This is a genomic window from uncultured Nostoc sp. (genome assembly GCF_964247315.1).
GTDB lineage: Bacteria > Cyanobacteriota > Cyanobacteriia > Cyanobacteriales > Nostocaceae > Nostoc.
The window spans coordinates 1-26,306 of the sequence record NZ_CAXTTT010000093.1 but is presented as its reverse complement, the minus strand read 5'-3'; the positions used below and the strand labels follow the sequence as shown (position 1 = coordinate 26,306).

Below are 26,306 nucleotides of genomic sequence, written 5' to 3'. Positions count from 1 at the left end.
TTCTGCTATTTGGGACAGGTTGTGATATTCTTAATTTACAATGCCATTTTTATGGCGGGATGTGGCGCAGCTTGGTAGCGCACTTCGTTCGGGACGAAGGGGCCGCTGGTTCGAATCCAGTCATCCCGATTGTCGTGATTAACAAATTAATATCGCTGTTAACAAATTAATGTCATCAAAGTTGCTCTTACAACCGTTAACAAATTAATGTCGCCGACTGTCTTTTTTGGGGCTGGTTCAAAATCAAGCTTCCCCAAAGTCTAATATAAACTTTATCCTGGTTTAAACCTGTGGTGTTTGCAATCAATATTGCTTGAAAAGCTTATATACCAAAAGCTACATGTATCAACAGGCTGTTTAAAAACCTTCAGTTTTCAAGATGGACATGGTTTAAATGCAAATATTCAGGATAATCCCGAACGAAGTGCGCCTTTCAACCCTCTTAATAAAGTTGTAATGATGAAAAATTTTTTCAACCCACCCCTAGCCGGGATGGTTGTTGAAACTTCCTCCATCGCTTTATTTAATTACTTTAACCAAGTATACCTTTCAACCCACCCCTAGCCGGGATGGTTGTTGAAACTTGCCATGAAATAGTAAAACCTATTCCAGTTGACACTTTCAACCCACCCCTAGCCGGGATGGTTGTTGAAACTTCTTTGAGCACTTTCTTTTGGTGTTTCGTACATACTTTCAACCCACCCCTAGCCGGGATGGTTGTTGAAACATCTACAGTAAACCCTATGCGTTCATTACTGTAATCTTTCAACCCACCCCTAGCCGGGATGGTTGTTGAAACCGCTTGGCGTATGCCCTTAGAAATAGTTCTAGCCACTTTCAACCCACCCCTAGCCGGGATGGTTGTTGAAACTTGTAATAGTACCGATTAGGCATAATCTCCATTTCGTCTTTCAACCCACCCCTAGCCGGGATGGTTGTTGAAACACGGAAAGCTTATGATCGGGACATTAAAGATTTTTTCTTTCAACCCACCCCTAGCCGGGATGGTTGTTGAAACTCGACCCGTCTAATACCCTTGTTTTGCAAGCTGTCCACAAACACTTTTGTCAGGTCTGCTTTGAAGCATGTCCAACTGAAAATTCAAAAACTAAATTAACTGACAGTCTGATTTCTGAATTTAATGCTGGACAAGGGTTTTCAGTTTTTGGCGGGAGTCCAGGGATTTTGCCCACGCTTTACCTTGCCAAAAAATATTTGAGAGGGTTCCCCCGACGAAGAGGGTGATTCAGTAACCACCACTGCGGTAAACCGCACCGTTACGAAAACGGCTAGGGCAAAAAGCCTTACTCTTTATTGCTGGGAGCGCACCTGTCCTTATTTTGCTATCCTTGTATAAACTTCTTTTTTCGTCGCTGAACAGGTCGGAAAATAATTGGTTTATCCAAGCAAGCTACAAAAAAGGGTATATCCTGTCTAATCAAGCTAGACAGCAGCATCAAGAGCGGGTAGTTACCAGGGTCAGAAAGCATAACAGTCTTCCAACTGTCAAACTAACCCAGATTTTTCGCAATACAGAGGCTGTAAACAGTATGAATTGCGGCGCTGTTATTTTTCATATTAAGTTTTCAAGGTTCAGTATTTTATTTAGATTGATGAAGTAATTCTGCATTGATAAGCAAATAAGGCTAAATCCCGTGCTTGCTCTTGTGGACTACCTCTAATTGCTTGCCATTTTGTTTCAATAGAGATTCCAACTTTTGCGGCTTGATTTTGGATATTCTCAATCAATCTTCCATAACTCCAGTTATGTACTTGTCGTCGGTACTCTTTGGCGTAATTCTTTTGACCTTCGATAAAACCGGGTATTTTTTTCTCAGCTTTGAAGAGAACTTCGCTTTGAATAATTTCCCGCATATCACCAAGCTTTGGTACAACAATACTTCCAGCAGAGTATACTTTTGCAATTTCCACAATTTTTGTGGCTAGTAACCTGTCTAAATAACGACCTGGTTGACCTATAAATGGTTCTTGGGTTTTGAGAGAATCACACAATTCTTTGATCGCAGTTTTGGGAACTTTTGCAGTTTTAACCCATATCTCGAATTCAGAATGTTTTCCTAATCGTTCCAATATTTCATTGACTAAGGGCGTATTTTTCTCTGCCATGAATTCCCAAAGATGGCGGAGGGTTTCATCATCTGCAACTAGACGACATTGAATCGTGATCATGCTCATAGATGCACGTAAGCATTGTTGTAATTAATAACCCAATTTAATTATGAGTTTAATGACGCAATAGCGCAAAAGCTAAATAGCGCAAGTACATTTTTGTTAATATACTATGCAAAAATTAAGCCCGGACAGGGACTTGGTGCTGGGATGACTGAAGAAACAAGAGAAGTTAGGGGAAGAATCCCTAAAGAGTTAAAAATTGCATTTGAGATTGCCTGCGCTCGTTTAGAAGTAACCCAGACGGCAGCGCTGGAAGATGCTATTAAGGATTGGTTGAAAAAACAAGAGTCTACATCTGCTGAGAAATAGAGTTGGCTTGGAAGTGCTGACTCTACGGCTAATCACCTAATATTTGGTGATGATTTCAGGATCTAGCCTGTAACCATTCCCATTAGATAAATCCCCATCAGTATCCTCAACTAATTCAAGGCTTAAATTTTTGCCCATAGCTTTCCCAATTAGTTCCATTAATGCTTTTGCTCTTACTTGGAAAAATATTTCAAAGTCATCGTTGCGTAAAATTTCTAGTTTGATGCCATGTAATCGCATTATTTCATCCAAGCTAGCTATCGCAGTTCCATGTAGCTCGAACTCTTTGAGGTAAACCGAAGGTGCTTTGCTGCCGATTCTTTTATTGGTTTTGGCACTTAGAGGAGTGCGATTAACTAGGCAGTTATATTTTTTGGGGTCAACGCCTTGTTTGCGACACCATGCTACCGGGAAGATGTGGTGCGAATCGATTTGTTCTTCAAAATAAACAACGTCGTTAATTTCCTCGCCTGTAATCCAATCTACTGCGCCTTCACGCCGTAGTAATGCCGCAAATCCCTGATAAACTGCGCCAAGTCGCTTTCTGACGTTCAGAAGTCGTTCAAACAAGAAATTTGCTTGCGTGATACCAAAGGGAACGGAACCACCTTCAATCCATGCTGGTACTTCAACAATATCGCGTCCAGCTTGGGAATCGTGCCAGTGGGTATAATTTTCACCAAACATTCCGCACCACAGCCAACGCTCTAACATGGAACGTACTTGAAACGAACGAGAGCGATCGCCAATAATAGTCAAAATTGCACTCAAGGCAACTAATTGGATGGGATAAGCAATATCATCAGCATCAAAGATTTTTTGACCGCGTAGAAAACGAGCTGCTTCTTCAAAACCTTTATTAACTGGGTCAACCCATATTTTATATTCTTCTTTTGTTAATTTTAATACTTCAGTACGACCACAAGCAACACCAGGCAATTTATCTAAATTCCAACCCTGTTTAGCTGCTTCGATTCTTCGAGCGTAACCAGCTACTAAGGTAACAGCTTGCATAAAGTCGGTACTACGAACCTTCTGCAAAACCTTGAATGTTTGAAAGCGATTTTCGCGGTGTTTCCAATCATCTCGAAGGCTAAAATCACCCACGCAGTAACTCGAACTCATTAAATCGAAGAAATTGAGGTCGCATCCGGTTGTATTAGTATCCTCAAAAACTTGGCACACTGCCTCTTTTGGCAATGAGTCACGTAGTTGAATGACTGGTATTTGATAATGCTCAAATTTCTTGATAACTTCTAATTCTAAAGTGTCAATTAGTTCGAGTTTTTGAGAGTCGTACTGCCAATATTTGGAAAACTTGCTGCGCCATTCAGAGAAAAAGAATACTTTGGATAACGGAAATAAAAGTGCTTCATACTCGTTTTCGAGAGTTGAACAGTCAATAAAATCGCCGTTTCGAGTTCGCATAATTCTCGATTCGGGTAAAGCGATAATGGCGGTTTTGCGATCGCACTCTGGTTCAAGGCATTTTTGAATATCTAGGTAATACCATTTTTTCGCCAATTTCTGGCTTTTGGGGTCTTTAATAACGACGGGTTGCTCATATAGCAGCACCATAAAAGAAGTGGTTAATCTTTGCTGACCATCAAGCACAAGCAAATTCGGCGTTTGAATTGCAGCATTTATTACACCGTCAAGCAGACGTGGTTTAAATTGTTGGCGCTCGATACCTTGCTGTAACATCATGACTGCGCCAATAGGGTAAGCCAGCGATATACTTGCCAACAAACGACGCACATGAGTATCGTCCCATACCCAATCCCTCTGAAAATCTGGTAGTTGAATACGTCCAATTTTGATGTCCTTCATGACATCGAATAAGAGATATTTTGTAATATCAAATGTCGAAATTGAATCCATTTGATGTTCTGCTGTTGCTACCATCACTCACGTCTAAAAGATAATCTGTATGTCAGGTTAAAGAAACCTTGCAGTCATTGCAATGGTTTTTTAGAGTAACTGATAGCGAATAGCGACTAAATTATTCCTGGGTAAAGTCTGAAGGTAAATTGATAATTCCTTGAGCAACAAGCTGTTTAAATTGATTAATTAAATCAGCCTGCCGTAAAATTCGGGTAACGTATTTGGGCCTGTAGCGAAAATTTCTTCCCCAATCTTTTACAGTTTTGGGACTTGTCCCCGTAACTTGCGCGATCGCATTAATGCAAGCTTTGCGATAATTACGTCCTGGTTCGTGAGTAACCTAACGACGACAATACTCCATCGGTTCTAGGGGCAACTGACAGAGGATATCAATTTGATGTTTGTTTTGGTGGGATTGCCTCCCAGTTTGCATGTTGGGCGTTCGTGAGTTAGTAAGGGTTATAGCAGCAGGGAATTGTGAAGACACCTAGCTACTGCAACCAAAACCCATACTTGCTGACCTCAACTTAAAAAATATCTGCTCTTAGTACAAGTATTTTAGTCACGATTCACGAGTAAATTATTGTTGTGGAAAGTCAGGGGGTAGGACTATTTTTTTGATTTGGTTGAGCATATCAGCCATGCGTAAGATATGCGTTGCATAATTGGGGCGCTTCTCGAAATTGGAACCCCAATTACCTATAGTCCTTGGACTCAGCCCAGTTGCTTCGGCGAGAGCGGCTATGCAGGCTTTTCTGTACCCCCGGTCATCGGGGGGCATATCAACCCATCTTTTACAGTATTCCATCGGCTCCAAGGGCTTTTCACTGAGCGCGTCGATTCTATATTCAGCCCTTGGGGGAATGATGTCTATGACCTTACTTGATCTAAGTAGCACATTTACTCACGATTCGTGACTACTTTTATAAATATCATCAGTTTTAGAGGAAATGATTAGAGATTGGTTGCAGAAAAAAGAGTCCTCTGCTAATAATTTCGCTGAGATTGTCGAAGATAACAGGCGATGTCTACGACGAACTACGCCTACGCATTCTTTTTTCTTAGAGCGATCGCTTTTTGAAATGCGGTGTGTTGCGTTAGCACAAGCGTAAATTGAATTTGCTCCCAAGAAACCCAGCAATAAAAATTTAGTTTTTGGAAAACTACCTTAGATACAACACATCTTGCTTTACCGTAATGTCGCTGAGGTAGTTTGTCTTAAATTGCATTATCAAAGATATGTACTGAACTTTATATATTAATCGTAATTTTACGAGGTAACTTAGTTACTGATTAAACATTACAAATAATATCTATTGGCACTTTAGAGAGGGCAGGTAGTAAGAAATCAATCCTTACTGCCTATTCTCTGCTGCCTACTCTTAAATACAGATAAACGATGACGGAAACGTTAAACCCCACACCAGGCTCTATAGTCAGTTGTCGCAATCGGCAGTGGGTTGTATTACCTGCCGAAAATGAAGATGTTATTCGCTTGCGTCCTCTCTCAGGGAACGAAGAGGAAATCGCGGGAATTTACCAGAAGCTTCAAGAGTTGGGGATAGAAACTCTGCAACCAGCAACCTTTCCCTTACCAAACGCTATCAGTATCAAAGACCATACAGCAGCAATCCTACTGATGGATGCAGCACGTCATTTGCTGCGAAGTGGAGCAGGGCCATTTCGGTGTTTGGGACGTTTATCATTGCGTCCTCGTCCTTATCAGTTAGTTCCTTTATTGATGGCGTTGCGATTAGAGACGGTGCGTCTACTCATTGCGGACGACGTGGGAATTGGGAAAACCATCGAAGGTGGATTAATTGCTCGTGAACTTTTAGATCGTGGTGAAGTAAAGCGGATAGCTGTACTTTGTCCTCCTCATTTATGCAACCAGTGGCAGCAGGAATTACGCGAAAAGTTTCATATTGATGCTGTGGTAGTCCGTTCGGGAACAGCTTCTAAATTGGAGAGAGCAATCCCGAATGGTTCTCATATATTTAGTTTCTATCGACACCTGATTGTGAGCCTAGACTATGCTAAGGCAGAACGCCGTCGTGCAAGTTTTATTACACACTGCCCTGATTTTGTAATTGTGGATGAGGCGCATACTTGTACCCGTCCCAACAGCAAGAGTACACTTCAGCAGCAACGTCACCAATTGATTCAGCAGATTGCCGAGAAAAGCGATCGCCATTTATTATTACTTTCTGCTACTCCTCACAGTGGCATTGAAGAGTCCTTTTTATCACTGCTAGGATTGCTCCAACCGGAGTTTGAGCAATTAATCCTAGACCGCCTAACAGAGAAACAGCGAGACAAACTGGCAAGTCATTTTATCCAGCGTCGGCGGGCAGATGTTAAACAGTGGTTGGGGAATGAAACGCCTTTCCCTGAAAGAGATTCAGAAGAGAAGCCTTACAAGTTATCAAAGGAATATAAGCAATTATTTAGATGATGTCTACAGCTTTGCTCGTGGGCTAGTAAAAACTACGACACAGGATATGAGCTATGCCCAGCGTCGGGGACGTTATTGGTCAGCCTTGGCGTTGATTCGTTGTGTGATGTCTTCCCCAGCCGCCGCAGTAGCAACGTTAAACCGTCAAGTGAGTAAATCCGGTGACGATAGTTTACTGGCTGATTTAGACGAAGACTTAATGAGTTCTTACGTTTACGACTCTACAGACCAGGAGCAAGCTGTTGATGCAACTCCGACTGTGGTCGTAGAACAGGGACAGCAAAGCTATGGCGATACAGATAAACGCAAACTCAGAGCTTTTGTGCAAGCAGCCCAAAAGTTACTCTTTGAGAAAGACCAAAAATTACAATCATGTATCGCTTCCATACAAACCCTGCTTTCAGAAGGTTTTAACCCGATTATCTGGTGTCGCTATATTGCCACAGCAAATTATGTTGCTGATACTCTCAAGCAAAAACTAGAAAAGAAGGGAAGTCAAATTCGAGTTATTGCCATTACTGGGGAACTTTCAGAAGACGAACGAGAAATTCGCCTGCAAGAGTTAAAGTCATATCCTCAAAGAGTTTTGGTAGCTACTGATTGCTTGAGTGAAGGGGTAAACCTGCAATCTCACTTCAGTGCGGTGATTCACTACGATTTACCTTGGAATCCGAATCGTTTGGAACAACGGGAAGGACGTATTGACCGCTATGGTCAAACTGCAACTCAAGTTAAAACTTTGTTGCTTTACGGTTCAGATAATCCGGTAGATGGCGCAGTTTTGGATGTGCTAATTCGCAAGGCTGTACAGATTCACAAGACTTTGGGAATTACTGTTCCCGTACCAATGGACAGCACCACAGTGTCGGAAGCTGTTTTTAAATCTTTATTTGACCGCGCTCATGATGCGGTGCAATTGTCTCTGCTAGATTTATTGGATGAAAAAGAATCTGCTGTTGAGCAAGTTCATAAAAATTGGGACAAAGCAGTAGAAAGAGAAAAGGTTAGCCGTACCCGCTTTGCTCAACGGTCAATCAAACCTGTGGAGGTAGAGCAAGAACTGATTGAATCTGACCAAATTTTGGGTAATGAACAGGATGTGGAACGGTTCGTGTTGTCAGCAGCAAATCGCCTATCTTGTTCGTTAACCAAGAAAAAACAGGGTTGGTTATTGTCCACAATTCCTAATTTTCTCCAGCCTTCGCTGGGGGATAAGCCGCGCTTGCTCACCTTTACAACCCCTGCACCAGAAGGGGTGGAATATGTAGGACGGAATCACCCTTTGGTAGAAGGTTTAGCGCGTCACATTATTGAAGATGCACTCTCAAATAATCAAGAACCTGTAGCAGCACGGTGTGGTTTTACTACGACGGATACTGTCACCAAGCGCACGACTTTGCTGTTATTGCGGCTACGGCATTTGTGAAACAGCCCAAAACACCAAAGTTTGCTAGCGGAGGAATGTGCAGTAGTTGGATTTACTGGCCCTCCATCAAATCCCATCTGGCTGACACCAGAGGATGCAAAATCTTTGCTGGAACAAGCTAACCCTGTGGGTGATGCGCCTCCAGGCATCAAACAGGCGGAAATTGAAGAGTTACTCAGCAAAATTACAGAGATTGAGTCTGATTTAGAACTATTTGCCAGAGAGCGATCGCACTCTCTTTCCCAATCCCATCGGCGAGTCAGATCCATCACCCAAGAAGGACAGATTCAGGTTAAACCACAGCTACCGATGGATATTCTGGGCGTTTATATTCTCCAGCCGGGAAGAATTCGTAATTCGTAATTCGTAATTTTTTAGACAATTTTTAATATTAGGTGCGTGAGAGATGAGTGTAGCAGGGATTACTTTAACGGGTGTTCAGATTGAAGGTAATTTGTTAGCAGCAGATATGACTGCTGAATTGTTAGCGGGTAATCTGAAAGAGCAAGCATCGGAGGATTTTGGTTTTACGAAAACTGACAAGCTAGCAGATGAAATTGCGATCGCTTGGGGTGATGCTAAAGCTTATTGGGCAGCATTTCAACGGCAATTAGATAGATTAGATGCAGATGATACCGCTACTAGCGTCACCCGCGAACTGTGGGTAGTTCCCTTACTACGCAGTCTCGGATATAACCCTGTTTACACTGCTAAAGCCGAAGTCGTGGAGGGACAAACTTATGCGATTTCTCATCGTGCGGAATTAGGCGAAAACAAGCCACCTATCCACATTATTGGTTGTCGAATCAAGGTAGATCATCGTCCTCCCAGTGGCACACCCAGGTTATCAGCACACGCACTGGTGCAGGAGTATCTTAACAAGACAGAACATCTGTGGGCGATCGCAACTAACGGTTTTCGCTGGCGGTTACTGCGCGACTCTTCGTTGATGACTCGTCTTACCTACGTTGAATTTGACTTAGAACAGATTCTCAACGGTGAGAACTTTGCCGAATTTGGGCTATTTTATCGGTTGTTTCACCGTTCCCGCTTGCCTGAAGGTATGGATGATGCCGATAAGTGCTTGCTGGAATTTTACCACCAAGAAGCACTGCAACAGGGCGGACGGGTACGCGACAGACTCCGAGATGGGGTAGAAAAAGCACTAATACAGCTAGGGACAGGTTTTCTCCAACATCCCAGTAATGAAAACTTGCGGCAGAAGCTTGCTGCTGGTACAGAATTAACAGATATCGGATATTATCGCCAACTGTTGCGGCTGATTTATCGCCTGCTGTTTTTGATGGTGGCAGAGTCCCGTAATTTATTAATAATTGGTGAAGATGTAGAGAAAGCCCGAATCTACTGAGAATATTACAGCATTGAGCGACTGCGAGAGTTATCCGAGCGTCCCCATTGGCGGCGGGAAGGGTTTCAAGATTTATGGCAGGGTTTGCGGGTTACATTCTTGCTGTTTGATGAAAATTGGCAGGGAAAATATTTAGGATTATCACCATTAAATGGCGATTTATTTGGTTCGTACACTCTACCAGCTTTAGATGATTGTGCTATTGATAATCACGATTTGCTAGTAGCGATTCGGGAGTTATCATTATATCAAGATAAGGGGCAATTACGACGGGTAAATTATGCTGCCTTGGATGTGGAAGAATTAGGGAGCATATATGAAAGTCTCCTTGATTTTCACCCAGAAATCTCTCCTAAAAATTACGAATTCAAATTAGTATTTGGTAGTGAGAGGAAAACTACTGGCTCTTACTATACGCCACCGCAGCTAGTAGGACAGCTGATAAAAACAGCTTTAGAACCTGTAATTGAAGAAAAGCTTCGTAGTACAAAAGAAAAGCTTCGGAACACAGAAAGCAATTACGAATTAGAAAAAGCACTTCTCGACCTCAAAATTGTAGACCCCGCCTGTGGTTCCGGTCATTTTCTCTTAGCCGCAGCACGTCGGGTAGGAAAGGAATTAGCTAAAATTCGCACTAGGGAAGCTGAACCAGGTAGTGAACCTTTAAAGTTAGCGATTCGAGATGTTATTCAAAATTGCATTTATGGGGTGGATTTAAACCCCTTGGCTGTTGATTTGTGCAAAGTAGCCTTATGGATTGAAGGTTTTTCTCGCGGCTTCCCTCTTAACTTTTTAGACCACAGAATTAAGTGTGGTAATTCCCTTGTGGGAGTGATGGATTTGAGTTGTTTAAATGAAGTAATCCCTGATGAAGCGTTTAAGCCAGTAACAGGTGATGATAAAAAACTATCTACACAGCTTAAGAAACGGAATAAAAACGAACGAGATAAAGCAGGACAACTATCAATTGGTGAGAAGTTAGAAACTGATAGCGTAGATTATGCAGAAATGTGGCGACAGTTGGGGGTAATTCCTGAAACCACACCACAACAAGTTAAAGATAAGCAAAAGCAATATAAAGAGAATCTGCAAGAATCTAGTTGGTGGTTGAAATATTCTGCTTGTAACTTATGGACGGCAGCGTTTTTTATGTCATTAACTGAGCATCATTTGCAGTTACTACCTACAACTGAAGCATTAAACCGTTTAAAGCGTGAAAAAGTAGAGAAAATTCGTAAATCAGAGGATAATTACGAATTAAAGATTACGAATTATGAATTAAATAAGATTGTAGATGCGGCGAATGAGTTATCTGAAGAAAAACACTTTTTTCACTGGTGTTTGGAGTTTCCTGAAGTATTTGAACAAGGTGGATTTAATTGTGTGTTGGGTAATCCGCCTTGGGAACGGATTAAGTTACAAGAGAAAGAATTTTTTGCTTCTCAAAGTGCGGAAATTGCTAACGCTGTGAATAAGGCGGCGCGGGAGAAGTTGATTCAGGAATTACCTAAGAAAAATCCTGAATTAGCACAAGCTTTTGAAGATGCGAAACATGATGCTGAGGCGCAAGGGAAATTTATTCGGGAGTCGGGTAGATTTCCTTTAACTGCGGTGGGAGACATTAATACTTACGCAGTGTTTTCTGAAACAGTTAGAAATTTAATTTCACCATAAGGTAGAGCAGGAGTCATTGTTCCTACAGGAATTGCAACTGATGACACCACAAAAAAGTTTTTTAGTGATGTCATTAAACAACAGTCTTTAGTTAGTTTACTTGGCTTTACTAACTGGGATTTTATTTTCCCTGGTGTTGCTGATAGATTTACTTTTGGTCTTTTAAATTTAGCAGGAAAAAAAGAGAACTTTGCAGAGCCTTTGTTTGTATATCATTGTCACTACATAAGTGACTTGAAGCAAGAATCTAGATATTTTAAACTCTCTCAAAAAGATATTGAATTGATTAATCCAGCCACTTTAACTTGTCCTATATTTAGAAGTGAGCAAGACGCAAAAATTACTAAAAAAATATATTATAATACCTCTATTATCATCAATGAACAAACTGGATATAACCCTTGGTTAGCTACATTTATGACAATGTTTCACATGTCTAATGATAGCCACCTATTTAGTTCAGATAAAACGAACAAATCTCTGCCTTTATATGAAGCTAAAATGTTTTCTATCTATGATCATCGTCATGGCTTATATACAGAAGAGATGATAGATAGTAACCAAAATGATTTTAGAATAATTCCAAGTCCCAGCCTCGAACAAAAACAAAATCATAGTTTTTTGGTTACTCCTAGATATTATATCAATGAGCAGGCGGTTAATTCAAAACTCAGTGATAAATGGAGAAGAAATTGGCTTTTGTGTTTTCGAGGTATAAGTCTTGCTGTCAATGAAAGAACTGCTATTTTTAGCATATTACCAAAAGTTGGTGTAGGTAATAGCGCACCTGTAGTTTTAACAGATATACAAGATGTAAAATTGCTTAGTTGCCTTTTAGCAAATTCCTGTAGTCTTGTTTTTGATTTTGTTGCTAGACAAAAAATTGGTGGAGCTAATTTTAACTTTTTCATTGTCAAACAACTCCCCGTTCTCCCCCCAGAATTATACACCCCAGAAGATATCAAATTTATTAGCGATCGCGTACTCGAATTAGTTTACACCGCGTGGGATATGCAACCCTTCGCCAAAGATATGGGATACGACGGCGAACCCTTTATTTGGAATCCTAACAGACGCGCATTATTAAGAGCAGAATTAGACGCATATTACGCCAAACTCTACGGACTCACCCGTGATGAACTGCGATATATTCTAGATCCTGCTGATGTCTACGGCGCAGACTTTCCCAGCGAAACATTCCGCGTTCTAAAGAATAACGAAATTAAGCAGTTTGGCGAATACCGTACTCAGAGATTAGTCCTAGAAGCATGGGATAGAATGTTTGAATAATTGCGTAAGTTGTAAATAAATATGTAAAATGTCTATTAAATGCCAAAGAAAATCCGAGAACTTAAGCAAATACTCCGCCAAATAGGTTTTACAGAAATACCAGGCAAAGGAAGTCATACTAACTGGATACATCCCTTATACGCTGGAAAACTTACAATTTCTGGTAAAAATAGTGCAGATGCTAAACTTTATCAAGAAAAAGAAGTACAACAAGCTATTGAAGAAGTAGAAGGTAAGATTAACAATGATGAAACTTAAGTATCAAATGATAATTCAATGGTCAGAAGAAGATAACTGTTTTTTAGTTGGGTTACCTGACTTTCCTGGACAAAAATGGCGAACCCACGGCGAAAATTACGAAGAAGCAGTTGCAAACGGAACTGAAGCCTTAGAATCTTTAGTAATAGCCTATCAAGCAACAGGTGAACCGCTTCCAGAACCAACTGTTAATAAAGTAGCGTAGTGCATTATTTGTATTATTAATGAAAAATCATTAATTATGAAAACAGATGCAATTTTCTATGAAATCTTGAAAGAATTCCCTAACATTTTCTTTGAAATTATTGGTAAACCAGATACTAACACCAATATTTACGAGTTTACCGCACCAGAAATTAAACAAACAAGCTTCTGATTAGATGGATTATTTGCTCCCCTCGCAGAATTTACTAATGAACCACTCTATTTTACAGAAGTTCAGTTTTACAAAGATGAACAATTTTATGACAGACTGTTTACAAGTATTTTCCTTTACTTCACCCAATATCAGCCACCTAACCCTGACTGGTTCGCAATAGTTATTTATGATACACGCAGCAATGAACGTAGCTATCCCCTACGTTATCGTTCCTTGTTAGAACCTCATCTACGTCGCTTCTACTTAGATGAACTTGACAACGCACCAGATGATTCTCTGGGAATAGGAATTGTACGCTTAGTTATAGAGAGTAAAAACAAAGCCGGAGAATTCGCCAAAAATCTAATTGACAAAGCTAAGGAGGAATTGACAGACACTCTTATTCAAAGAAAAGTTCTAGAATTTATAGAGACAATCGTAGTTTACAAGTTTCCTAACTTAAGCCGCGAGGAGATAGAAACCATGCTGAACTTAAACATACTTAAAGAAACTAGAGTTTATCAAGAAGCAAAAGCAGAAGGTAGAGAAGAAGGTAGGGAAGAAGGTAAGGAAGAAGGTAAACTAGAAACCAAGTTGAAAATGATACCAATTTTCCTGGAACTAGGATTAACTGTTCAAGAAATTGCTGAACGTTTAGAACTAGATATGGAGGAAGTAAGAAAAGTTTTAGAAGAGACGTAAAAATATCAATACGTATTTTGTTATTTCTCGTGTCTATAACGGGAAATATAGTAGATAGGATGCGTTAGTTCGTTAACGCACTCTATCTACTAAAATCTAGAATCAAATTTTATGAAAATTACTATAAAGCTACAGGAATTATTACAGCAGCCTGAAAATGCAATTTTACCTATTAGCAATTTATTAAGTCAAAAATTAGCATTCCTAGATTGTACAGGAGTAATAGCTATTACACCAGAACAATTAACTTTGCTATTTACAAGTATTCCTCAAAATTGGGATATACAAGAAATTGCAGAAATCTTCGATTTTTCTACTATTACTCAAAGCTTTAATCACCAACTTCAAGAATGGATTGACCAACGCTTAGGTGGAATAAATCCTCAAATACCAGTAAACAGTAGTTTATCCTCTCTCACCAATTCTCAGTTCCTTGATATTTTTAATTTCCGCAACGAAGTAATTGGGGACTACCGCCGCTATATTGAAAGCTTCCTCAAAATCCGCGACGAAAAAGTAAAAGCATTTGTCGATAACGAGTTAGAAAAAGGTCAACTCTGGACTGACCCTTTAGTGCAACTTAACCCTAAATATCGTCCTGGCGCATCTGTCACTACATTAGTACAGCAACGTATTCTCCATCCAGACTGTACACGCTACTTCTCACAAGATGGTAAACCTTTTACCTTCCACTATCACCAAAAACAAGCCTTTGAAACAGCACAACGTCAAGAACCCTATGTTGTCACCACAGGAACCGGTTCCGGTAAAAGCCTAACTTATGTTGTACCCATCATTGATGATTTGCTACACCATCCTGAAATCAAAGGAGTTAGGGCTATTTTGGTTTATCCGATGAATGCCCTAATTAATTCTCAGGAAGAAGAATTAAGAAAATTTCTCAAACAAATTTCTCCGCAGCAAGTTGTCATGAATCCTGGAGAATGGCAGCATTTTGAGGTAATAGGTTTGGATCAGCGTGGGGATGCGATCGCTATCAGTGGATTAAATTGGGAAGCAACAGGCGGCACAATTGATCGCGATGCTTATTACTTTACCGACAGCAGCCAAAAAGGTCAATTTACCATTACTGCCACTATCGGAAGATTCAGTGTCTCTGCTCATGTCAGTGTTCCTCCAGTATTAAGGCGATTAGAAATCATTCCTCCTCAAATACAGCTAGAACCTGAAGAAAATAAAACTTTTACGGTCATTGGATTTGACCAACAAGATAGTCAGATAGCACTTGAAAAAGTAGATTGGAAATCAAGCAAAGGAGGCTCAATTAGCCGTCATGGATTGTTCCAAGGCGGTTATAGCCAACGAGAGGTTACTGTTACTGCTTCAGTTGGCAATATTCGGAAATTAGCTTATGTTACTTTACTGCCAATCTTAAGAAGATTGCATATTTCTCCACCTGCTGTACACCTCAAACCTAATGAAAACCAAACTTTCACTGTCATTGGCTTTGATCAGTTTGGTGATGAGATTGACCCCGGAGGAATTTTTTGGGAAGCATCTGGGGGAGATATTGACCAAAATGGTAATTTTATTGTTGATTTTAATGCTAAAGGCCAATTTTTAGTAACTGCAACCTCTCGTTTAACCCCTAAGTTAACCAAAAACTCAAGAACGTTGCTCTTTAACGTTGGAATTTCGAGCAAGATTTTGTCTTATTTTCTTCGTTTTTTGGCACAGGTACAAGATGATTTTATTACTGATTCAAATACTGATGAAGTTAGCAGCACGGTTGCAGAAACAGAAATAGACAACTTCGAGCTTGAGTTACAAGCTTGGATAACTAAGACTCTTATAAAACTAGCTTCTCGTCTTCTTGGATTTATTAGTAGTTTGTGTTTAAACCAAGCAACAGCTAATCTAAGCGCTTCAGCAGAAATTACAGTTGTACCTGTTTTAAGACAGTTAGAAATTTATCCTGCTAAAGCACAAATAAGACCTTATGAAAGTATTAATTTCATAGTTAAAGGTTTAGATCAGCACTACTATGAAATAGACGTTAATCATGTAAATTGAAAAGCAATAGACGGTAATATTAACTCGCATGGTACTTTGTCTATAGATGATAAATGTAGCGACGTTACTATTACTGCCACTGTTGAAACAATTAATAGCATTGCTTATGTTAGTGTAGTTAAAGTACCACAAAACATCTCTAGCCAAGAATCTTCTACAATAGCAGATATAAAACTTGGAAAAGTCTTAGATATCAAAGTTCTTCCTTCTATTCAAAAAAGTAATTTTAATCAAAAGAATAAGTCTATTTCAAATGAAACTTTAGAAGTAACTATAGAAAAGAAAATATCTAAACCCAAACTTGAAAAATTAGATAGTGACTATGAAGATAAATACCAATGTAACTATGGATTCTCTTTTTTGCATAACTATATTGATAATTCCGATATAAATTGGGAAAAATATTCTTGGTTTTACCGCAGTCAACTTTACTATGATGGATTTGCTATCAATGAATTTAGTGGCGATTATAATGATTATTTAAGTTACCGAGATCAAATTAGCTATATAGAGTTTTTAATGTAAAAATATAATCTACATCCGGCTGATATTTCAAAAATTCATCAGGCTGACAATCCAATGCCTTGCAAATGCCGTTTAACTATAGCGCTTCTGACTCTTCGCCTTTTTGCAAAAGGCAGGGAATAATGAGTGCATTGCCCTACCTCCCAATCGGCAGGGATTGGAAATGGTGTCTTACAGTTAGTACATTTTGTTAATAAACCCAACTGATAGCGATCGCACTCAAACTATATCAACCTGAAAAACCACATTCTCTTCACCTTCATCTGATACATATTCCAACAGTTCCCCTGGTTGACAATTCAACGCTTTACAAATGCCATTCAATCGTTCCGGCGCTAATCTTGGCATTTCATCAACCTTACGTAATCTATAAATTGAGTTTTCAGTTATACCAAGTATCTTAGCCAAATCCTTATTTTTAACCCGCTTTCGTGCCATCACTTCATTTAATTTCCAGCGAATCACTTGATTCTCAGACATAGACTACATCACCAGTTTAGTCGCTGCTAGATGTAGATTTATCTACTCGTCAGTATTCTATCTAACAAGTAGATATATAACACTGTAAGTTTGATTAATCTACACTTGACGCTAATCTACGTGTCACGTAGATTAAATTGTAGACAAAAACAAAAGCGATCGCTCTCCGGGAAGAGTCCGCGATCGCCCTTTGTAAAACCCCATCAGTGAGGTTATTCACATGATTACACAAGAGGCATTGGATGATCAAACTCTCACACAATCAGAGTTTGAGGAATACGTTAACCAGGTGCATGACCCAGCACCACCAGAAATAGAGAGTGATTCTGTGACCGATGATTTTGGAGAACTTTATCGAGTTTGGAACGGTTCGCAACTGCTAGGCACTTTTTATCAAAATCTTGAGGGGAAATGGGTCGCCCAGCCCTGTAATAAGGATGAAAGACCCTGTTTTGAGACTCCTTTGCAAGCGCAGTTGATCATCATAGCTGTTAATGGCTTATTGGTGGCAGATGTAGCCTAACAGGACATCATTGGTAATTTCCCATCACCTGGAGACGTGGAGCATTCCCGTCTCTTTCTTATTGGTAGTCTTTAGGCTATAAGTGGAAGTGCGATCATTTGCTCTTTTTCTTCTGCTTGATAAAAGTGTCCCTATCCCGCACTTCTGCCAAAATAGATTTATTACTTATCTGCTTACCAGTATCACGAATTTTTCGACTTGCTGCTTTCGCTTCTTCCAAGGAAATCTGCTCAGTTTCTAAGTCAATCGCATGTGCCTGAGACAACAACACTTCTTTTCCCGAATCTTGACGATATACAAAAACTGTTGATATATCTCTAGGGTCAAATCGCAATATTACACCCTCACCCGCATAACCTGCTAAATATTCCCCCTTATAGGTAATGTTCTCAAAACTCACATACCCACCTTTGTAAATACTGCGGCGTGTCTTTTTCATCAAACAAATATCTAATTGCCGCTCGTCAATTAAACTTGGTAGCGCAGGTAAACCAGCTTCCCAGCGTTGAAACCGCGTTTGTCCGCTACGAGCATCAAGTCGCTGATTGTAGTTATCAATAACATAGCGAATAATTAGTAGTTGTAAGTCTCGCAGCGTAATACAAGCTTCTTCTTCAGCATCAAAACCTAAATGAATCCCCATAATACAGCGCGAATAGCTATCTGTAATTTTGGTCAGCCAAGGACGTGCTAAAGTTTTGCCATACTGGTCAACCAGCATCGCATCCAATTTTGTATGGTCGCACTGCCAAGTATGGTTGCTGTATCTTGGCTCCAAGGTCTGTCCATCACGGGTTTGATGCGACACCCGTGAACCACGCCAACCAATATTTCTAACTTTCTGTTTTTGCTCTTTGCGCTCAATAATGGGATTGAGAACCCGGTAAACCGTCATGTGGCTGGGGTATTTTTCCAAACCCAATTGTTCCGCTCTCGCTTCAACCCGAATCGCAACTTGAGCAGGAGTCATTTTTCTACCATTTTTATTACCTTCTTTATGGGTTTTGACAATAAACTCTTGCCATTCTTCATCAATACGGTAATTACCTCGATCCGAGCGTTCGGGTTCGGTAATAGCCGATAAACCCTGCTCTTGATACTTTTTAACAAGTCGCTGCACCGTCCGAACCGTCTTACCAAGCTTTTCTGCGGCTTGCTTAAGTTTGATTCCATAGGTTTTGCGATCGCATGGCTTAATTAAATTTTGTAATACCTCCATCCTCAGCTTGGCTTCATCCGAGAGTTGGGTAATAATCGTATTCGTTGGTTCTGCGTCCTCATCCTCCAAAATTTCGTCAAGCTCATCCGAACTATCAAAAGCTAAAGATGTGTTACCGTCATCGGAGTTTAGCGTTTCACCCATAAGACAACTCCATTGCTTGAAATTCTATAAATATCTAAAACTGCTTCTATTGAGATGCGATATTTAGCTGTTGCAAAGCTCCTCCGAAAAAACTCGTCTCTAAGTGCTGTTCTTGCAACTATAGAGAATGAGGCTTTAGTAGGAGCATGACATAATTAGTATTTGTGTATTATTGCTCAATCAATATAATACTACTTTGTTCCAAAAAACGACATTTAATTTTTTATTAAGCTATTATTTATACAAAACGACAATTATTTTGTTATGAATTAATCAAAATTTAGAAATTGATAATTTTGATAAGACGACAACTAAAATGTTACTATTCTAAATAGTGACATTTAATTTGTTAAACTACTCTTTAAGTTCAATGTAAGTCAAAAAAGCTATAATCATTGTGCAATGGGGATTATAGCCTTTATTTTTTGACGACATTAATTTGTTAAGACGACATTTAATTTGTTAAGCGACATACAGCAAGTCTCTCTAAGAAAAGCCAAGTTTACAGATTTAGCTTGCATCAAAATTAAGCCGGATTACTTAAAATTTTCCTTAGGAGCTAACATCTGTAAAATCTTTTCTACACGATCCAACTCTCCAACGATTCGCCGAATTGGGTGAGGCCAAACCTTGACAAGGGTAGGAGTTGCAGAAACCTGATTTAGTTCTGCTTGTTCTGGATGACTTAAAACATCAATCACCTTCAAAGTATAAGGATGTCCGAGCGATCGCTCTAACAATTCGTGTAAATTTTGCAGAATGCGTTCAGTAGAACTGCTATGTCCTGCAACAAACAAGCGGAGAACATAGCCTTGAGTGATGGCTTCTTTTTTTTGTACTATTACTGGTTGGTGATATTTTGGCACAGGTTCAGAAAGGTCTAGACGGACAATTAAGTCATGATCCTCCCAAAGCTGCCCAAATGAAGAACGATAGGTTGTTAACACCATGCGATCGCACAATCCCTCTTGCCAAGGAGCTGCTTGCCATACTAATTCCCCTGTGCCAAAAATAGCATTAAGCAAAGTTTGGTGTCTAATTACAGCCGGATAAGCTTCAGCAAAAGTTCGCACTTGTTGAGTGCGCGGATCTAACCAATTGTCAATAGTTGCAGTATAACAAGGCACTAAAAAGTGTGGTGGCTCTGGTAAATCTAGAATTTCTTGCAAAGCCGAGCACAAATGCAAATGCCATCGACCTTGCTTGCTAGGGTCGATGCAGTAAATTAAATCTCCTCCAGGTGTAAATAGCGCAATACCTTTAAACAGCTGGGGTGTAGATAGTTTATTTGTCGTCAAGTTATTCACAGAGGTTAGGGAACTAAAAGTAAAAATTCTCTCTTTTACCTTTTACCTTAGCTATAACCTCAACCAGGATCGCAAAGATATTTGGGATTAGATACTCGAAGATGAGAAAGCAGAGGGGGCAGAGGAGCAGGGAAGCAGAGGAGCAGAGGGGCAGAAATTCTTCCTAACTCCCAATCCCCAATCCCCAATGCCCAATCGTTAAACTCGACCTCGGAGAAATTGTGCCATTTCATTAGGAGTTGGTGACATTTCCAAAGCAGTTTCTTCAGTAATTCGTCCGTCTTGATAGAGATTCAGCAATGACTGATTCATCGTAATCATGCCGTCAAAGCCAGCTTGTTTCATCAGCTCGCCAATTTCATCATACTTTCCGTCTTTGATCCATTCCTTAATCGCCTCAGTATTGATCAGCACATCGTGGAAAGCAGCCCGCTTACCGTCAGTTGTGCGACACAAACCTTGAGCAATTACTGCCACTAAAGACTCAGAAATCGCCACTCGCATTGCATCCTGTTCATCACCAGAATAGAGGTTGAGAATCCGCTCAATGGTTTTGACAGCGCTATTGGTGTGTAAGGTTCCCATTACTAAGTGACCAGTTTGAGCGGCTTTTAGAGCGGTGTTAACTGTTTCCTTGTCCCGCATTTCCCCCACCAGAATCAAATCTGGGTCTTCTCGCAAAGCTGCTTTCAAAGCGTTGTCAAATTTCCGGGTATGCATTCCCACTTCCCGCTGTTTGACTAAAGACTTGCGGCTTTGATGGACAAATTCTATCGGGTCTTCAATGGTAATGATATGTTTGGCCATTTCCTTATTGATATAATCAATCATTGCTGCCATTGTGGTGGACTTACCAGAACCAGTGGGCCCCGTGACCAAAATTAAACCTTTATGGTGATGACAAATATCCCGAAAAACTGGAGGTAATCTCAACTGTTCCATAGTTAAGATTTTTAGCGGAATCAACCGCAACACCATTGCAGGCCCTTTGAGGGAGCCAAAAACATTAATCCGCACGCGAGCAAATTCGTATTGAGTTGCTCCGTCAAATTCTAAGGATTCTTCAAAGCGCTGGATTTCTCCCTCACTCATCACCTCCCGCAACCAACTCATAAAAGTTTCTTTATCTGTTTCTGGATAATCTCCTGATTGAATTTCTCCTCGGCTGCGGAAGCGGGGTGGTTCACCCACACCCAAATGCAAGTCAGAATATCCCTGATCGTAAGCTTCTCTGATTAACTTCTCTAAAGTGAGTTCTGACCTGCTGTTTTGAGGATGAACTGAATTAGGTATTGGCGGTGGACTACCTGGACGATAACCTGCAACAGGCAAATTAGTACCCCTATCGATTGACATATCGAGTGTTTGTGTCATCTGCCGCTGCGTACTAAAGGTTGGGATTGGCGGTGGTGGCGGTGGCATTGTTGGTAGATTACGTCCGGCAGCAGAGTTAGAATTTAAAGGAGACTGTAGTTCTGTCATATATCTTCACATTTGGCAGTTAAAAAGTTGAATTAACGAGAAGTAAAGTCACTTGCTTTAATGACTTTTGGAGAATGCTTGTCTGCAAGCCTTAGCGGTAATAGAAGGCGATTAAAACTCTAGAACCACGGTCAATCTATCTCATCCACTCAATTGGTATCTTTTATTTCCTAATATTTCATTACTCAGAATATTTAGATAGATTATTTAACCTATATAAACTGGTTTAACACACGTTAGGACTCAAAAGACCTCAGCAAATACACATATATTAGTAAGTATTTTTTAATTATTTTTATTCTTAAAGTAAATATTCTCACGACTTAGATGAGAAATTTATCCCAGATATGGGCACGAATTGCCAGCAATTAACAGCACAAATACTAGCAGATCATTTATTCAGCCTGTCTAGGAATTATGAGAAAGATTACTAATTTTTATAAGAAATGTTAAGTTGAATAGGAGCAATATCGTGGGGATCAAAGTTAAAAGCTTATACCTTTTAGGTTCTATACCTGAAGGTAGATGCAATAAACAAGTTTTTTTAATAGATAGAAAATTGATTTTATAGCCATAATTATAAAAACTTAACTGTAAAGTTTAGTAAACAAATGCTCATTTTTCCGATTAGTTTTTATATACTAAATCTCAACTGAAACAATTCAGTTTACTCACAAAAAGTGAGATATTACTGAAATAAAAATTTGTTGTGTATTTTAGGAGGAAAAGTCAATGGTTTCTGCTCAAAGCTCTAATCAAGGAAAGACCTACTCCTTGTTGATGATTAAAAGCTTTTTAATATGGACTTTTACATTAGCAGTATGTTTGTTGGTTGTGGGTTTTCCACTAGTTGTCTTGATGGCTACGGTCGGATGTCTGTTGTCGATTATCTTGCAATCTGTGATGCCTGTTAGTGCGGTTTTGCTTGTAGCAGGCGCTCTAATAATGTTTAATGTCATGGCAGTTATATTGGCTGCGGGTGTGCTAACTGTTAAGGGAGTTCATCCTAGTGAAGTTAAATGGTTAAGTTGGCTGCATGGCGAGGCAGACCAAATGCAGGCTACTGTTTACGCTGCTTGCCCTCTAACTTGTGAGATTAAATAGTTATTACAGGTTAATTAGACAAACAGTGCGTCTGCCCGGTTAAGCCGGGTTTTTTCATGGTTTTTATAATTTGAACTTTTAAATAGTCATTATACCAATTCGCAATTCGCAATTCGCAATTCGCAATTGAGAAATTTAGATGCAGCAAGGCAATGCCTGCTTACGTCTGTTGCCTTATTTTAGAGAATTAGTATTACAGATTAATTAGACAAACAATGGATTTGCCCGGTTAAGCCGGGTTTTTTTATATCTTGTGTAATTTATCCATTCATATTTATGGTTTATGTAAGGATTGACCACCGACTATTGACCATAGACCATTGACTATAGACCATTGACTATAGATGGTAAATTACAAATGACTAATGATTAATCAAAAACGCGTTTGCATTATCTTAGGTACTCGCCCAGAAGCAATTAAACTCGCTCCAGTTATTCAAGTTTTCCAGAAGTCTTCAGAGTTTCAGTTGCAAGTAATTCTAACTGGACAACACCGAGAGATGGTTGAGCAAGTTATGCAACTGTTTAATATCAAGTCGGATTATAACTTGGAAATTATGCAGGTTCAGCAATCTCTAAATGATATTACTTGCCGTAGTTTACAAGGGTTAGAAGCATTATTTAAAGTAAAAAAGCCAGATTTAGTAATTGTGCAGGGAGATACTACCACAGCTTTTGCCGCAGCTTTAGCAGCTTTTTATCAAAAAATTCCTGTTGGTCATGTAGAAGCAGGGTTAAGAACTGATGATATATTCAATCCTTACCCAGAAGAAGCTAATCGGCGGTTAATTTCTCAAATTACTCAGTTGCACTTTGCGCCGACTCCTTGGGCTGTGGAAAATTTGCATCGTTCTGGTGTTTTGGGTGAAATTCACATGACAGGTAACACGGTAATTGATGCATTGTTAAATGTTGCTGCAACCCAAGTAGTTTGTAATGTCCCAGGCTTAGACTGGGAATCATATCGGGTCTTGTTAGCAACTGTTCATCGTCGGGAAAATTGGGGAGAACCTCTGTTAGCGATCGCTCAGGCGTTTTTACAAATCTTAGACAAGTTTCCTGATACAGCTTTACTGCTACCATTGCACCGCAATCCGACAGTGCGAGTCCCGTTGCAGGAACTTTTAGGGAATCATCCCCGAATTTTTTTGACAGATCCTCTAGATTATGGCGAATTGGTGGGAGCAATTGGGCGATCGCATCTTTTGCTCACTGACTCTGGTGGCTTACAAGAAGAAGCCCCCAGCTTGGGAAAACCAGTACTAGTTTTGAGAGACACTACCGAAAGACCAGAGGCTGTTGTCGCTGGTACAGCCAAACTTGTTGGCACTACGACTGAAAATATTTTTGCAGCCGCTGCTGAGTTACTCAGTTACTCAGATGCTTATGAAGCGATGGCAAATGCAATCAATCCTTTTGGGGATGGTCATGCAGCAGAGCGCATTTTGCAGATTGTACAAAATTACTTGGGTATTTCATCAGAAACATCAACTTAGGAACTTTCAACAAAATGCAAAATTTTCGTTTTCTAAAGTGCATAAAATCGGGGTAAAAGTCGGTTTTTCACTTTATCAGTTCTTGTGGAGTGAGGTCGTATTGCCCGCCTGATGACGGGCCAGACGTTCTGAAATTTTGATTTCCTGAACTTTTGACTTCTCTCCATTCCACCAGAAAATAGGTAGAACTTGGAAAGGAGATGTTCAAAGGGTTGCTTCTGGCTAAATACCCAGAGCAGATCGAGTTTCGGGGCCCACAACACCATCTACAAGTAGACCTTTACTTGCCTGAAAGCTGCGGACTCGGCTAACAGTTTCTTGACCGTAAACTCCATCAACTCTAAGATTACCCAAAGCTGTTTGAACGTCTCTGACGAGCAGACCTTTAGAACCAGGGGTAAGAATCACCGAACCGCCAACACCACCGGGTCTAGTTACAGGAAGATAATTAGGTCTATTACCAATCCATCGCGCAAAAACGTATCTACCCGTAGAAAGTCTGGCAAAACCGTTTTCATATCTTTCAATTGCTGGAAGTGTTGTCCCATTTGGTACACAGTCGACATAAGAGTAGTTGCTGCTTGGGCCTGAACGGACACGTAAACAACTGCCGTTAGTCTTTACATACGCAGCCGAACTCATTTGAATTTGGCTAACAGCAGCAAGTAATACACCAACACCAGCTAAAGCTAACCAAGCCGAAGATTTAAACAGTTTTTTCCAATTTAATTGAGGTTTAGGAAGATTATACTTAGTGTTTTCAGATGCCTCTTCTTGAGCAATAAACATGTGAGAATAAGCAAGATATTCCATAATGCACTCCTTGATATGAAAAAATGAGTACTTGCAGAGAATCACTCGGTGTTCTCTGTATTTATTATTAGTATATTTTATATCACTACCTTTGAATAGGTTTTTACTACTAGCGAAATTAATAAATAAAATTAGTCAAAAGATTCTTGAGAAAAAGCATCGCCTGATGATTTAGGATAAAAATCACCAGGCGTTGGCATAGGCCGTGCTAGAAATTGTATTTTTACAATAAATAAAATTTAGTTAAAGCTTTCTTGCTTACTGGCTTCTGCCTTATTGCATCCCAATATCTCAAGCCTATTGTCGATTCCAGTTAAACTAGCAACCATAAAAGCTAATTCGTCTAAGTCTATAGGCTTGCATCGGTATATATCATAACCTAATATTAACGCAATATCACGGTCTTCTTCGTAAGGAGATGCCGTTAGAGCAATAGCTGGAATCTCTCTCCCTCGCCTTGCTTCCAGATTTCTGACCTTCAAGAGCAGTGAGTAGCCGTCTTCATCTGGTAAATAAATGTCACTAATTAGGATGTCTGGTTTAAAAAATGACATTATTTCTATAGCTTCCCTTGCTGAAGCAGCAGTGATAATCTCTGCTCCGCTTAATTCAAACAAGTAGGTAAGTAATGTTCTTGTATCAAAGTCGTTATCAACAACTAGCAATCGCACACCTTTAAAAGACATCGATTGATTATACATATTCTCATCCACTCTGTAGCTCAAGTACTTGAAGTAGTAATCACATCAAAAGCCACATTTTTGTAAGCGCTATTTGATTGCATACTTTACCAAATCTTAAAAGAACTAACTAGCAAGTGTCTGTCCGGTTTCAGACATAGTAATTTACAGCAATTTTCAGGTAATTGAACCACAAAATCGGGTAAACTGGGAGTAAAGTAATTGTTAGATTCAATGCCAGTATCTTACTCAGGTGATTTGCGTTGTCGCGTGATTAAAGCTTGGGAAGCAAAGGAAGGGTCTCAACGTCAATTGGCTGAAAGATTCAAGGTCAGCTTGTCATTTGTGCGAAATCTGTTGCGTCATTATCGTCAAGATGGACAAATTGAAGCGAAACGACGTGGAGGATACCAAAAGCCAACAATTCAAACCGAGCATCTGAGCTGGCTCCAATCTCTGGTTGAGGAGAAAAATGATTTGTTGTTGAGAGAATTATGCGATCGCTATCAAGAAAGGACAGGGATTAGGGTGAGTATCCCAACAATGCATCGTGCGATAGAAAAATTAAGCTTAGGCTGTAA

The 26,306-nt window shown here is 39.9% G+C and carries 20 protein-coding genes, 1 tRNA gene, 3 pseudogenes and 1 CRISPR repeat array; of the genes and pseudogenes, 15 read left to right on the top strand and 9 right to left on the bottom strand.

Annotated elements, in window-relative coordinates:
• Positions 1-55 precede the first annotated feature (55 nt).
• Positions 56-129, top strand: a tRNA-Pro gene (locus ACFE93_RS24305).
• Between the two features lie 340 nt (positions 130-469).
• A CRISPR array of direct repeats spans positions 470-1,018; the repeat unit is 37 nt; unit sequence CTTTCAACCCACCCCTAGCCGGGATGGTTGTTGAAAC.
• Positions 1,019-1,605: 587 nt separating this feature from the next.
• Here ACFE93_RS24305 and cas12k read toward each other — a convergent pair.
• The gene (gene cas12k / locus ACFE93_RS24300) at positions 1,606-2,196 is read right to left on the bottom strand and encodes a type V CRISPR-associated protein Cas12k (protein ID WP_375477035.1); all 591 of its coding nucleotides are present in this window, start codon (positions 2,194-2,196) and stop codon (positions 1,606-1,608) included.
• Positions 2,197-2,340: 144 nt separating this feature from the next.
• Here cas12k and ACFE93_RS24295 point away from each other — a divergent pair, with 144 nt between their 5' ends.
• The gene (locus tag ACFE93_RS24295; protein ID WP_335188888.1) at positions 2,341-2,502 is read left to right on the top strand and encodes a hypothetical protein; all 162 of its coding nucleotides are present in this window, start codon (positions 2,341-2,343) and stop codon (positions 2,500-2,502) included.
• A gap of 36 nt (positions 2,503-2,538) precedes the next feature.
• Here the strand turns inward: ACFE93_RS24295 and ACFE93_RS24290 are convergent, their stop codons facing one another.
• Positions 2,539-4,383, bottom strand: coding sequence for a DUF262 domain-containing protein (locus tag ACFE93_RS24290; RefSeq protein WP_375477032.1), 1,845 nt, complete (start codon positions 4,381-4,383; stop codon positions 2,539-2,541).
• Positions 4,384-5,785: 1,402 nt separating this feature from the next.
• Here ACFE93_RS24290 and ACFE93_RS24285 point away from each other — a divergent pair.
• From ACFE93_RS24285 to ACFE93_RS24245, 9 genes and pseudogenes are all read left to right on the top strand, one after another.
• Positions 5,786-8,630 (top strand): annotated as a pseudogene (locus tag ACFE93_RS24285) (helicase-related protein).
• Positions 8,631-8,673: 43 nt separating this feature from the next.
• Positions 8,674-9,636, top strand: coding sequence for a hypothetical protein (locus ACFE93_RS24280; RefSeq protein WP_375477030.1), 963 nt, complete (start codon positions 8,674-8,676; stop codon positions 9,634-9,636).
• A gap of 99 nt (positions 9,637-9,735) precedes the next feature.
• Positions 9,736-11,310 carry an Eco57I restriction-modification methylase domain-containing protein gene (locus tag ACFE93_RS24275; RefSeq protein WP_375477028.1) on the top strand — a complete coding sequence of 525 codons (1,575 nt, stop codon included), beginning with the start codon at positions 9,736-9,738 and terminating at the stop codon, positions 11,308-11,310.
• 234 nt (positions 11,311-11,544) lie between these two features.
• Positions 11,545-12,600 carry a restriction endonuclease gene (locus ACFE93_RS24270; protein ID WP_375477027.1) on the top strand — a complete coding sequence of 352 codons (1,056 nt, stop codon included), beginning with the start codon at positions 11,545-11,547 and terminating at the stop codon, positions 12,598-12,600.
• 39 nt (positions 12,601-12,639) lie between these two features.
• Positions 12,640-12,858, top strand: a complete 219-nt coding sequence (locus ACFE93_RS24265; RefSeq protein WP_375477025.1) for a type II toxin-antitoxin system HicA family toxin — start codon at positions 12,640-12,642, stop codon at positions 12,856-12,858.
• Positions 12,845-13,063 (top strand): type II toxin-antitoxin system HicB family antitoxin, encoded by a 219-nt coding sequence (locus tag ACFE93_RS24260; protein ID WP_375477023.1) that lies wholly within the window; start codon positions 12,845-12,847, stop codon positions 13,061-13,063. Before ACFE93_RS24265 ends, ACFE93_RS24260 begins: the two co-directional genes overlap by 14 nt.
• A 36-nt stretch (positions 13,064-13,099) precedes the next feature.
• Positions 13,100-13,918 (top strand): annotated as a pseudogene (locus ACFE93_RS24255) (Rpn family recombination-promoting nuclease/putative transposase).
• 111 nt (positions 13,919-14,029) lie between these two features.
• On the top strand, positions 14,030-15,952 hold the full coding sequence (locus ACFE93_RS24250; protein ID WP_375477021.1) for a DEAD/DEAH box helicase: 1,923 nt from the start codon (positions 14,030-14,032) through the stop codon (positions 15,950-15,952).
• Positions 15,953-15,988: 36 nt separating this feature from the next.
• The gene (locus tag ACFE93_RS24245; protein ID WP_375477019.1) at positions 15,989-16,477 is read left to right on the top strand and encodes a hypothetical protein; all 489 of its coding nucleotides are present in this window, start codon (positions 15,989-15,991) and stop codon (positions 16,475-16,477) included.
• On the opposite strand, the pseudogene ACFE93_RS24240 reads toward ACFE93_RS24245, so the two are convergent.
• Positions 16,452-16,550 (bottom strand): annotated as a pseudogene (locus ACFE93_RS24240) (helix-turn-helix domain-containing protein); the annotation flags it as partial. The gene ACFE93_RS24245 and the pseudogene ACFE93_RS24240 overlap by 26 nt on opposite strands.
• A gap of 146 nt (positions 16,551-16,696) precedes the next feature.
• Positions 16,697-16,957, bottom strand: a complete 261-nt coding sequence (locus tag ACFE93_RS24235; RefSeq protein ID WP_375477017.1) for a helix-turn-helix domain-containing protein — start codon at positions 16,955-16,957, stop codon at positions 16,697-16,699.
• Positions 16,958-17,177: 220 nt separating this feature from the next.
• Between ACFE93_RS24235 and ACFE93_RS24230 the strand changes: the two genes are divergently transcribed.
• Entirely contained in the window at positions 17,178-17,480 is a 303-nt protein-coding gene (locus ACFE93_RS24230) for a hypothetical protein (RefSeq protein WP_375477015.1), read from the top strand.
• Between the two features lie 94 nt (positions 17,481-17,574).
• Here ACFE93_RS24230 and ACFE93_RS24225 read toward each other — a convergent pair whose 3' ends face one another.
• The 3 genes from ACFE93_RS24225 to ACFE93_RS24215 all read right to left on the bottom strand — a co-directional run bounded on the left by ACFE93_RS24225 (position 17,575) and on the right by ACFE93_RS24215 (position 21,632).
• Positions 17,575-18,843: a Mu transposase C-terminal domain-containing protein gene (locus tag ACFE93_RS24225; protein ID WP_375477013.1), complete on the bottom strand. Its 1,269-nt coding sequence runs from the start codon at positions 18,841-18,843 to the stop codon at positions 17,575-17,577.
• Between the two features lie 536 nt (positions 18,844-19,379).
• Entirely contained in the window at positions 19,380-20,150 is a 771-nt protein-coding gene (locus ACFE93_RS24220; RefSeq protein WP_375477011.1) for a circadian clock KaiB family protein, read from the bottom strand.
• A 198-nt stretch (positions 20,151-20,348) separates the two neighbouring features.
• Positions 20,349-21,632, bottom strand: a complete 1,284-nt coding sequence (locus tag ACFE93_RS24215; protein ID WP_375477009.1) for a type IV pilus twitching motility protein PilT — start codon at positions 21,630-21,632, stop codon at positions 20,349-20,351.
• Between the two features lie 732 nt (positions 21,633-22,364).
• Here ACFE93_RS24215 and ACFE93_RS24210 point away from each other — a divergent pair.
• Together ACFE93_RS24210 and wecB are read left to right on the top strand one after the other, a co-directional pair.
• Positions 22,365-22,736 carry a hypothetical protein gene (locus tag ACFE93_RS24210; protein WP_375477007.1) on the top strand — a complete coding sequence of 124 codons (372 nt, stop codon included), beginning with the start codon at positions 22,365-22,367 and terminating at the stop codon, positions 22,734-22,736.
• Positions 22,737-23,101: 365 nt separating this feature from the next.
• On the top strand, positions 23,102-24,232 hold the full coding sequence (gene wecB / locus ACFE93_RS24205; protein WP_375477005.1) for a non-hydrolyzing UDP-N-acetylglucosamine 2-epimerase: 1,131 nt from the start codon (positions 23,102-23,104) through the stop codon (positions 24,230-24,232).
• Positions 24,233-24,454: 222 nt separating this feature from the next.
• Here wecB and ACFE93_RS24200 read toward each other — a convergent pair whose 3' ends face one another.
• Positions 24,455-25,045, bottom strand: coding sequence for a peptidoglycan-binding protein (locus ACFE93_RS24200; RefSeq protein ID WP_375477003.1), 591 nt, complete (start codon positions 25,043-25,045; stop codon positions 24,455-24,457).
• Positions 25,046-25,284: 239 nt separating this feature from the next.
• Positions 25,285-25,746 (bottom strand): response regulator, encoded by a 462-nt coding sequence (locus ACFE93_RS24195; protein WP_375477001.1) that lies wholly within the window; start codon positions 25,744-25,746, stop codon positions 25,285-25,287.
• Between the two features lie 213 nt (positions 25,747-25,959).
• Here ACFE93_RS24195 and ACFE93_RS24190 point away from each other — a divergent pair.
• Positions 25,960-26,306: transposase (locus ACFE93_RS24190; RefSeq protein ID WP_375476999.1), on the top strand; the 347-nt coding region annotated here is incomplete at its 3' end.